Source organism: Sulfurovum sp. (assembly GCF_041562805.1).
In the GTDB taxonomy this organism is placed as follows: Bacteria; Campylobacterota; Campylobacteria; order Campylobacterales; family Sulfurovaceae; genus Sulfurovum.
Genome location: NZ_JBFFOH010000096.1, coordinates 1 through 9256 on the forward strand (window position 1 = coordinate 1; position 9256 = coordinate 9256).

Consider the following 9256-nt stretch of genomic DNA (forward strand, 5'->3'; position numbering starts at 1 on the left):
TAATGGATGTTGTTGGACTTCGTAATGATCCGGTAACTGCACTGGCACTGTTTCATACTTTATTTAATATACTGGGTGTAGTAATGCTATTACCATTTATATCACTGATGGCAAAGTATTTGAGTCGTCTTTTTATACATAAAAAACCTGTATCTACAAAATACATACATTTGGTCGATCCTGAATTCTCAGAAACGGCACTTGTTGCATTAAGAGATGAAGTGAATAATTTGTTTGTAAAAACGATGAAGTATGCACTTTTGATTGCTAATATCAAACCAAATGATGTATTTGTAAAAAAACTTGGCTTAAAAGAAGCAGTAGAACTTAATCAAGAGCAAATAGAATTTAATCACAAGATTGCATATAGTAGTATTAAAGAGATAGAAATAAGGATCATGGAGTTTGTTTCAGTATTAAATCAACAAGATCTACGAGAAGATGATAGAGAAAGTCTGGAAAGCCTATTATCATCGGTACGAGAGAGTGTTTATGCAGCTAAGATCCTTAAAGATGTTAAGAATGATATGAATGAATTCGCTGAAAGCAGCAGCCAGACAATTCACAATATTTATGATTCTATTAGAAGAAACCTTCTCTACGCTATTCTTATTTATCTGAATTACATGGAAGAAGAATGGACAATGGATAAATGTGTAGAGAAATTTTCTAAATCAGAAGAAGAAAACAAACGTATTATGAAGGAAACATCTCTTTCGATCAGTCATAAAGGAATAAACGAGAAAAAGGTTGTTTCTTTACTCAACACAAACAGAAGTGTATCCATTGCCTCTAAGGCACTTTTTGAAGCATCGAAATCAGTTTCACTACACTTTCCTCTTGAGGATTAGCTAAAATAGTCATTTAGTCCTCTTGTGTTATAATGCTGCCCATATAAAAACAAGGGTGTACTATAGTGGAAACTCCATCAGTAAAAACACAAAAATTTATTTTAAAACTCTTTCCTGAAATCATGGTCAAAGGTTCTTCTGCAAAAAGACAAATGGTTGGACAGCTTTATAACAATCTTTTAAAACTTTTAGGCAGATACAGTACTGAGATCACAGTCAAAAAGTTTTCTGATAAACTGGAAGTTGTTACACCTATAGATGTACTTCCAGAGGTACGACAAACACTCCTTGACACTCCCGGCATAGAACAAGTACTTGAAGCGTTACAGTTTGACGGAATGGAAACACTTGATCAGATCAAAGTCAAAGTGAATGAAACTATGGCAAAAGAGATCATAGGAAAAACCTTTGTGGTACGTGTAAAACGTTCAGGAAAACACCCTTTCAAATCTACTGAGATAGAACAAACAGTAGGCGGATATATGCTGGCACACAATGAGGCCAAAGGTGTAGACCTGCATCATCCAGAAGTCACCATACGCCTGGAACTCATCAATAACCAACTCAATATTATCACCATAAAACATGTAGGACTTGGTGGTTTTCCTTTAGGTACACAAGGAGATATACTCTCCTTAATGTCAGGTGGGTTTGATTCTACAATCGCCAGTTATTTAACAATGAAAAGAGGAATGAAAACCCATTTTATCTTTTTCAATCTTGGCGGCATTGCACATGAGATAGGCGTAAAGCAAGTTGCACTTTATCTTTGGTCTAAATTTGGTGCTTCACATCGTGTCTCTTTCACTTCTATACCTTTTGATGATGTCGTAGAAGAGATATTCCGTTCTACACATGAATCATACATGGGTGTGACACTTAAACGTCTTATGCTCCTTGCTTCTGAAAAAGTGGCGGATGAGATGCAGATAGATGCTCTACTTACAGGTGAAAGTGTTGCACAGGTCTCCAGTCAGACCCTACGTAACCTTGCACTTATAGACCAAGTGACAAATAAACTTATATTACGTCCTCTGGCTACGATGAACAAGCCAGAGATCATTCAGATAGCTAATGAGATAGGTACACGTCGTTTTGCAGAAAATATGCCTGAATACTGTGGAGTCATTTCTAAGAACCCTATTATACACGGGTCATACAAACGTATGGAAAAAGAAGCAAAACGTTTTGACTACAGAGTGTTAGATAAAGCTGTTGAAGATGCACAAACGATCTATGTGGATGAGATCGTAGATGATGTGACAAATTCTGCACCTATAGAGGTCATTCATGATCTGAATGACGATAAGTATGTAGTCATAGATATACGTGCTGAAGATGACTGTATAGAAACAGTATGTAAAAGCATTAAGATACCATTCCATAAACTCAAAACAGAGTTCAAAAAGTTACCACAAGATAAAGAGTATTTACTCTATTGTGAAAAAGGTATCATGAGTCAGCTACATGCTCAATACTTACGTGATGCAGAAGATGTTAAGAACGTGAGGGTTTACAGACCCGAATAGTCTATGAAAACTATGACACTGCATGCCATTATCATCGGTAAAAAAGCTAAAGAGCCTTTACAGTATGCGGATAGTGTTCGTGCTGTCCATGGAAAAGGTTTAGAAGGTGACCGTTATTTTTATGGACAAGGAACATTTAACAAACCCCAACTCTCCCAAGATGTAAGAGAAGTAACTATACTTCCTTATGAAACACTTTCTGAATGCAATAGACGATTAGATAGCTCACTTGACTTTCTGGACTTACGTAGAAATCTTATTATTAAAAACTTTGATCCTTCACTACTGGAAGATAAAGAATTTACCATTGGGACAGCCAAATTCCGAATCGTACGCACCTGCCCTCCTTGTCGTTATATCTCCAGACTTTTAAATGAAGATATGATGAAAGGGTTAAAGTATATTGGTGGGCACAGGGCCATCATCATAAAGAGTGGCATGATAAGTGTTGGAAATGATGTCATCTATTAATTTATAGAAATTAGGTATCAATAATTTTATAAAGTTTTAGTTTTTACTCTATTTTTATTCCCTTATTTCTTCTTTTTTCCTTCAAAGAAGAACTCTAAGATGCTATAAGCACTAAATTTGATAAAATACAACTCGTATATAAGTTTCAAATCAAAAGGTTAATAATAATGAGTGAGAGCAAAGATTTTTTACGTACGATAGTTGAAGAGGACTTAAAGTCAGGCAAGTATAAAGAAGTTACGACAAGATTTCCTCCAGAGCCCAATGGCTTCCCACACATTGGACACGCTAAATCTATCTGTATCAACTTTGGTATTGCTAATGACTATAATGGTCACTGTAACCTTAGAATGGATGATACAAATCCAACAACTGAAGACACAAAATATGTTGAGGCTCTTAAAGATGCTGTAGAGTGGCTTGGATTTAACTGGGATGGTAATGTACGTTATACCTCTGATTATTTTCCTGAACTATATGATTATGCTGTAGAACTCATCAAAATGGGCAAGGCATATGTGGATAGTCTAAATGAAGAGGAAATTCGAGAGTATCGTGGGACTGTTACCGAAGCAGGAAAACGTAGCAAATATGCTGAACGTTCAGTTGAAGAAAACCTAGACCTTTTTGAAAGAATGAAAAAAGGTGAATTTAAAGATGGGGAACATGTCCTTCGCGCCAAGATCGATATGTCTGCTGCCAATATGAAAATGAGAGATCCTCTTTTATATCGTATCAGAAATGCACATCATTATAGAACAGGTGATGAATGGCATGTCTATCCAATGTATGACTTTGCGCATTGTCTGTCTGACTATATTGAAGGTATTTCCCACTCTATTTGTACATTAGAGTTTGAAAATAACCGTGATATTTATGATTGGGTACTTGATACGCTTGGTTTAACATCGTCAAGACCTTACCAGCATGAGTTTGCAAGGCTCGGCATCAACTATACGGTGATGAGTAAAAGGAAGCTTTTAGAACTGGTGGAAGGTGGACAAGTCAGTGGTTGGGATGATCCCCGCTTGCCTACTATTGCCGGATATAAAAGAAGAGGTTATACGCCAGAATCTATCTTGACTTTCTGCGATCAGATAGGTATAGCAAAAGCAAACTCAATGGTTGATGTTGCACAGCTTGAATTTACTATAAGAGATGACCTAAATACTAAAGTACCTCGTGTAATGTGTGTGCTTGACCCTCTAAAAATAACGATAGAAAACTATGAAGGTCATGAAGAGCTTGATGCTTCATACTACCCAGATGATGTACCAAAAGAAGGTTCACGAAAGCTACCTTTCTCTCGTGAGATCTATATCGAGCGTGATGACTTTAGTGAGAATCCTCCTAAAGGTTACTTCCGTCTTACACCTGAACAGCCGGTCAGACTTAAGCATGCTTATATCATTACCTGTAAGGAAGTGATCAAAGATGCAAATGGCAATATCACAGAGATAAAGGCAGAGTATTATCCTGACTCTAAGAGTGGTTCAGACACGAGTGGTATCAAGGTTAAAAGTGCTATCCAGTGGGTAGATGCAAAAGAGGCTAAAACAGCAGAAGTAAGGCTTTATGATAGACTGTTTAAAGAGGAAGCTCCTGAAGGGCTTGAAGATATAAACCCTGATTCTTTAAAGATTATCAAAGATGCGCTTATCGAGCCTGCTGTTATAACAGACAAACCTGATGTAAGATTCCAGTTTGAAAGACAAGGGTATTTTTACGCTGATCCAATTGACTATACGGATGAAGCACCTGTGTTTAATAAAATTGTAGGTCTTAAAGATTCTTATACTAAAAAGAAAAAAACATCCGAGAACACACCTAAACCTCAAGCTAAAAAAGTACAAGTAGATGGTGAAGTAGTTCCTATGAGTAAAGCTCAGCAGGCACTGTTTGATAAGTACACAAACGGATTAGGACTAAACACTGAAGTAGCTAATACGCTAGCACGTGATGAGAAACTATCTTCTTTTTACGAAGAGGCTCACGCTGTACTTAATAGTCCTGTATCTCTAGCTAACATTGTGACAAATGAGGTAGCAAGAGAGTTAAAAGAAAAACAAGTAAATGAGCTGAGATTTAATGCTAAACAAATAGCTGAGCTTGTTAACATGGTTGATGATGGGACTATTTCAAGTAAAATTGCAAAACAAGTATTTGAAGAAATGACTAAATCAGGAGAAGACCCAACACAAATAGTTGAAGATAAAGGACTTGTACAGATAAGTGATCCCGCTAAAATTTCGCCTATTATTGATGAGATCATTGCAAAAAATCCAGACAACGTCGCTAAGTTTAAAGCAGGTAACACCAAACTATTAGGCTTCTTTGTCGGTCAAGTTTTAAAAAGCACAGGGGGCAAAGCAAACCCAAAAGTGGTAAATGAACTTGTGGCTGAAAAGTTAAAATAACACATTAACCCAAAAGGCTGGTAGGAACATTAAGCCTTTGATTTTTTGCATTACCTTTTTATTCCATTGGTGATGGGTCTGACACATCTTTCTTCATGGGTTCAGGAACTTTGCGTTCTTGAACAGCTGAATTTTTGGGAGCATCGTCACTGTTTGAGCTGAACCCATCAAGTACTGCACTTAATTCTTCATCACTGTATCCTGCAAGATTTGCAATACCAAGTACACCTCCAATTGGAGGAACGAATATACCAATTGTTTTTGCAGCGTTGTTACCTTCATTCATCCACTCAAATAATTGTTCGTCTGTTGCGCCCTCTTTTTTCTTCACATCTGTTAAGATTGATGCAATGTTTACTACCCAACCAATTGCTATAGCACTCCAAAAAATCCACTTAATCATTCTAATCATTTTCTTCCCTTTATTTTATCGTATCATCTTACTAAACTATTCCTTATGTCTTGTGCTGAAGGATTAGTTATGGAGAATTATTTTATATCAAAGGAGTACTATACTTTAGTATTTAGAAGATTTATTCAATTATCTACTTGTATGACTCCTAGAACAACGATATAAACATATTTGTCTAGGATAGTAAAAATATTTATTATATTTAACAAGATTACTACTATGTGAAAACCCTATAAAGTTATATATTTTATAAGGCTTTGAACAGACCAGGTACGTTTGCCTGTATAATTTTATTTGTTTTGCATTCTCTAGCTTACTTTGAAAAAAAATTATACTTTTTTCTCTTCTCCTCCATTGACCATATCTGAGATAATACCTTTTTCATCCCGCTGTTCTGCAAGCAAAACACCTATAATATGTAGAGGTGTAAATATAAGCACCGCATTGAAAACAAGTTCATGTATCTCTTTGATGTCGTGTGCAGCTTCTTTTGTAAGACCAAGTGTTTCATAGAAATGAATTATCAATCCGCTTACAGCCATAAATAAAAGAATAACATAGATACCGATATAACTGAGCTTTACCATTTTTTTATGAAAAGTCTCTTTTCCTAGATTTTGGTAGTTATGTTTTCCGCTTTGGGTAAAGAAAAGTATGATCCTCCAAACCAATAAGGCAGCCAAAGCATACCCCAGGATGATATGCCATTCCCACATAGGAGCACGAATGGCTTTAGCCAACATTTTTGCTTGTTCTGCTGTTACTTCCAGATTGATCTCTGAAAGTTTTTGTGTAAGCAGTTCACTATTACTTCTCCAACTTAAAAATGTTTTTCGTAGAAATACTGTACCAAGCAGTCCCAAAACGACCACTGCATGTATCCAGTGCCAAATTCTAAAATCTAAACGCCATTTTTTCATTGCTTAGCTCCTAATTATAAGGGTATATAAATCTATTTTATCATAAATTATCCAACACAATAGACTGGCACGAAAGTAACTGATGATTCTTTGAAAAATGAAAACTTTATAAAGTTATATATTTTATAAGGTTTTCTATTAGAGCTTCTATTTATAATTTAATACCGAATCTACTAAGAACAAATATAACACTGTAATAGGCCATAATAGTCAATACGATTGAAATACCCATACTTGCATAAAAGCCTAAACCCTTTTTTATTAAAATGGGGAAAGCTATAAATAATGTCATTGATGGTGCAATTAGCCAAACAATTCTATTTGAAAACTCTACCGCATTATTACTGCTGTCTGTGTCTATATACATCCATGTCATAGCCAAAATTGAGACTAAGGGTATTGCTGCCAATAGAGCTCCGGCCAAACTGCTTCTTTTAGCTATTTCAGATATCAATACAATTAAAAAAGTTGTAATAATTAGTTTTATTATATAGTATGCCAATTTATTTCCTTTAAAATATAAATTTTTACCATTTATACATAAATTGTAAAAACGTCTTAGAAGCATTATCTTGTGCAATATCATTTTTAGTAATAAAATCACCAGCATTTAAATAGCTGTAAATACCCAAGAGATCTACAGATGATGCTAATTTGTATTTTACAATGAGGTCAATCTCATCACCAATGTGCGTATAACTGTTACCTGGTTTGTTTTTATAACCAAACAAATACCATTTGTCATTTGCTTCGGCAAGATTAAAATGATGATACGCAGTTTCTATAAAAAGATTTTTCGTCGGCTTGAAAGAAAAGCTTGCCTGAATGTCTTCCATGTTTGACCAAAACATAATGTCCATACGCCCATAGTGTAATCCGTCATTAGCACCAAAAGGAGCTGAAAATGTTTGCATCTGGTTGTCATTAGGATTTTCATCTCCCGTTGCATAGACGAAACCTGCCATCAATTTAATCTTATATTTATTGTCAAAATAGTACCCTGCTTTCACTGCACATGCATACGCATCAACATCAAGTGATCCTGTATTACCCTCTTCTTTTACCAATGTTGCATCATAGATGAAACCCGGATCTTCATTGTCATATACACGTGCACCTGCATAATACAGGTCGGCTTCATTTACTACCGTATGATGAAGGTTATTTCTCCATGCCAGAAAAGGTTCTATCTTTATATCTGAAAATTCATAATGAGCGTAAAGACCCATGCCCTGAAAACGGTGTTTATGTTTGATACTAAAATCATCTTCTTCTTTGGTACGTGTCTGTCCGTACCATACATCGATGAAATTCTTACCCTCTTTATAGGAGAGATGCAACGCATCCCATAACCAACCCATAGTATTTCCCCATTTACCTGGACCAAAGATACGACGATCTCCATAGCCTAATTGTTGCCGTCCCAAAGTAAAAGTAAGGTTCTTATTTAATAGATTATGATGTCTGATATACGTCTCAAAAAGTTCCAGATGATCATCATAAAAACTCATTACATATGCATCAGGTGTTCCAGGATTTTTGACAAAATCACCTGCATCCAAGGAAGAGCCCCATGAGCGTGCATCATACATAGATGCCTTCAGTGTCCAGTCATCATTTGCATTGTAAGTGAATCCCGCAATGATCTGCTGAAGATAAATAGTATCATCCGATTCTCCACGCACATTACCCTTAGCGTCTATAGCATCATCCCCATATGACAATTTGTTAACACCATCATAAATGTCAAAACGTCCTCGATACTGAAAATTGAAGACCAGCTTATCAGGCACTTCAATTATGAAATGCATGGGTGGACTCTGCTCAGCATAAAGGAGAGTATATGAGAGAAAAAATAGAGGAAGAATGGGTTTCATTATTTATAATTTGCAACAGCTTCTTTTAATATATTTAGGTAAAACTTACCTGTCTTACCACCTACAAGTGTTTCTCTGATTTTTGTTCCATCGTATTTTACAAAATGGAATGTTGGAGTCATTTCTGCCTGTAGTGCTTTAGGTGCATCATTGTTATTTATATTCAAGGACACAGGTATAAAATGCTCATTAATATAAGGATAAACGATCTTATCTTTAAACGTCACCTCTTTCATTACTTTACAAGCCCCACAGTCTGGTGTATTGATGAATATTAGCATCGGCTTATTTTCTGCTTTAGATATTTCTGATGCTTTTGTGTAACTTTCCAACCAATTGATTTCACTAGCATTTAGACCTAATGTCATAAATAAGAGTATGATGATTTTTTTCATTTAATTCCTTTAATGTATTTAGTATTACCTAAATTCATCAGATTGTATATGTTCCATACTTAAAATATGGTGGGATTCATAATGTTATGTTTGAATAGGATAAAAAAATTTATTATTCATGTTAAAGTAGTAAATTTGAAATAGAAACCTTATAAAGTTATATATTTTATAAGGTTTTGAGTTGCTCCATTTCTTTAAGTTTTATGATGTTCTTTAAGAGTATTGGATCTCTCTTCATACTCCTCCAAACCTATCTCACCGTTAGCATAGCGTTTATCAAGTAGGTCTTGTGCGGAAGTTTCTTCCTTCTTGCCTTTATTATTTTCATTTAAAACATAGAAGATAATGATGACGAATAATATAGGTATTAACCACATACCAAAA

10 protein-coding genes are annotated in these 9256 nt (G+C 35.3%); 4 read left to right on the plus strand and 6 right to left on the minus strand.

Annotated elements, in window-relative coordinates:
• The 4 genes from ABYK33_RS10660 to ABYK33_RS10675 all read left to right on the plus strand — a co-directional run.
• On the plus strand, positions 1–851 hold an 851-nt coding region (locus ABYK33_RS10660), incomplete at its 5' end, for a hypothetical protein (RefSeq protein WP_373033188.1).
• A 65-nt stretch (positions 852–916) separates the two neighbouring features.
• Positions 917–2380: a tRNA uracil 4-sulfurtransferase ThiI gene (thiI, locus tag ABYK33_RS10665; RefSeq protein WP_373033189.1), complete on the plus strand. Its 1464-nt coding sequence runs from the start codon at positions 917–919 to the stop codon at positions 2378–2380.
• 3 nt (positions 2381–2383) lie between these two features.
• Complete coding sequence (locus tag ABYK33_RS10670) at positions 2384–2851, plus strand: MOSC domain-containing protein (RefSeq protein WP_373033190.1); 468 nt, start codon at positions 2384–2386, stop codon at positions 2849–2851.
• 167 nt (positions 2852–3018) lie between these two features.
• Positions 3019–5268: a glutamine--tRNA ligase/YqeY domain fusion protein gene (locus tag ABYK33_RS10675; RefSeq protein WP_373033191.1), complete on the plus strand. Its 2250-nt coding sequence runs from the start codon at positions 3019–3021 to the stop codon at positions 5266–5268.
• Between the two features lie 58 nt (positions 5269–5326).
• Here the strand turns inward: ABYK33_RS10675 and ABYK33_RS10680 are convergent, their stop codons facing one another.
• The 6 genes from ABYK33_RS10680 to ABYK33_RS10705 all read right to left on the minus strand — a co-directional run.
• On the minus strand, positions 5327–5680 hold the full coding sequence (locus ABYK33_RS10680; RefSeq protein ID WP_373033192.1) for a hypothetical protein: 354 nt from the start codon (positions 5678–5680) through the stop codon (positions 5327–5329).
• Positions 5681–6009: 329 nt separating this feature from the next.
• Positions 6010–6600, minus strand: a complete 591-nt coding sequence (locus ABYK33_RS10685) for a cytochrome b/b6 domain-containing protein (RefSeq protein ID WP_373033193.1) — start codon at positions 6598–6600, stop codon at positions 6010–6012.
• A 151-nt stretch (positions 6601–6751) separates the two neighbouring features.
• Positions 6752–7102, minus strand: a complete 351-nt coding sequence (locus tag ABYK33_RS10690; protein ID WP_373033194.1) for a DUF3147 family protein — start codon at positions 7100–7102, stop codon at positions 6752–6754.
• 25 nt (positions 7103–7127) lie between these two features.
• Positions 7128–8411, minus strand: a complete 1284-nt coding sequence (locus ABYK33_RS10695) for an alginate export family protein (RefSeq protein WP_373033195.1) — start codon at positions 8409–8411, stop codon at positions 7128–7130.
• A gap of 65 nt (positions 8412–8476) precedes the next feature.
• On the minus strand, positions 8477–8872 hold the full coding sequence (locus ABYK33_RS10700; RefSeq protein WP_373033196.1) for a thioredoxin family protein: 396 nt from the start codon (positions 8870–8872) through the stop codon (positions 8477–8479).
• Between the two features lie 194 nt (positions 8873–9066).
• Positions 9067–9256, minus strand: a 190-nt coding sequence (locus tag ABYK33_RS10705) for an SHOCT domain-containing protein (protein WP_373033197.1), incomplete at its 5' end; no start/stop codon positions are given.

What these genes read in the sequence shown, in the direction of transcription:
- ABYK33_RS10670 (WP_373033190.1), top strand. Translation starts at nt 2,384, where the DNA reads ATGAAAACTATGACACTGCATGCCATTATCATCGGTAAAAAAGCTAAA.
- ABYK33_RS10675 (WP_373033191.1), top strand. Translation starts at nt 3,019, where the DNA reads ATGAGTGAGAGCAAAGATTTTTTACGTACGATAGTTGAAGAGGACTTA.
- ABYK33_RS10680 (WP_373033192.1), bottom strand. Translation starts at nt 5,680, where the DNA reads ATGATTAGAATGATTAAGTGGATTTTTTGGAGTGCTATAGCAATTGGT.
- ABYK33_RS10685 (WP_373033193.1), bottom strand. Translation starts at nt 6,600, where the DNA reads ATGAAAAAATGGCGTTTAGATTTTAGAATTTGGCACTGGATACATGCA.
- ABYK33_RS10695 (WP_373033195.1), bottom strand. Translation starts at nt 8,411, where the DNA reads ATGCATTTCATAATTGAAGTGCCTGATAAGCTGGTCTTCAATTTTCAG.
- ABYK33_RS10700 (WP_373033196.1), bottom strand. Translation starts at nt 8,872, where the DNA reads ATGAAAAAAATCATCATACTCTTATTTATGACATTAGGTCTAAATGCT.